The 592-nt window shown below is 68.2% G+C and carries 1 protein-coding gene; it reads right to left on the reverse strand.

The annotated features are described in order from the left end of the window. Window positions 1–592 (reverse strand): AMP-binding protein (locus tag A5652_RS12365; protein ID WP_156745302.1); only part of this gene is annotated, 592 nt, incomplete at both ends.

The following is a 592-nucleotide window of genomic DNA, read 5'->3' on the forward strand; positions in this document are numbered from 1 at the left end:
GCGCGGTAGTGATCGCCCTCCCGATAGTCCGGTGCCGGCAAGGCACGGACATCGAGTTTGCCGTTGGCGGTCAACGGCAAAGCGTCGATCGCGAGCACCGCGGCGGGCACCATGTACGGCGGCAACCGGTCCGATAATTGTTCGCGCAGCCCGCCCGGGTCAGCGCTGCCGGTGACATAACCCACCAGACGCTTGTCGCCGGGACGGTCCTCGCGGGCGATCACCGCCGCCTCATCGACCCCGTCCAACCCCGCCAACGCCGCGCGCACATCACCGAGCTCGATGCGATACCCACGGATCTTGACCTGCTCATCAGCGCGACCCAAATACCGCAACTGCCCATCAGCGCCCCACCGCACCAAATCCCCGGTGCGATACATCCGCTCGCCGGCACCCCCGAACGGACACGCCACAAACCGCGACGCCGTCAACCCCGCCCGCCGCACATAGCCACAACTCACACCGCGACCCGCCGCATACAACTCACCGACCACCCCGACCGGCACCGGGCGCAACCACTGATCCAACACAAACAACGCCGCCCCAGGCACCGGCGAACCAATCGGCGGCACCCCAGCCCCCGCCGCCAACG

Source organism: Mycobacterium sp. 1165178.9, assembly GCF_001673555.1.
In the GTDB taxonomy this organism is placed as follows: Bacteria; Actinomycetota; Actinomycetes; order Mycobacteriales; family Mycobacteriaceae; genus Mycobacterium.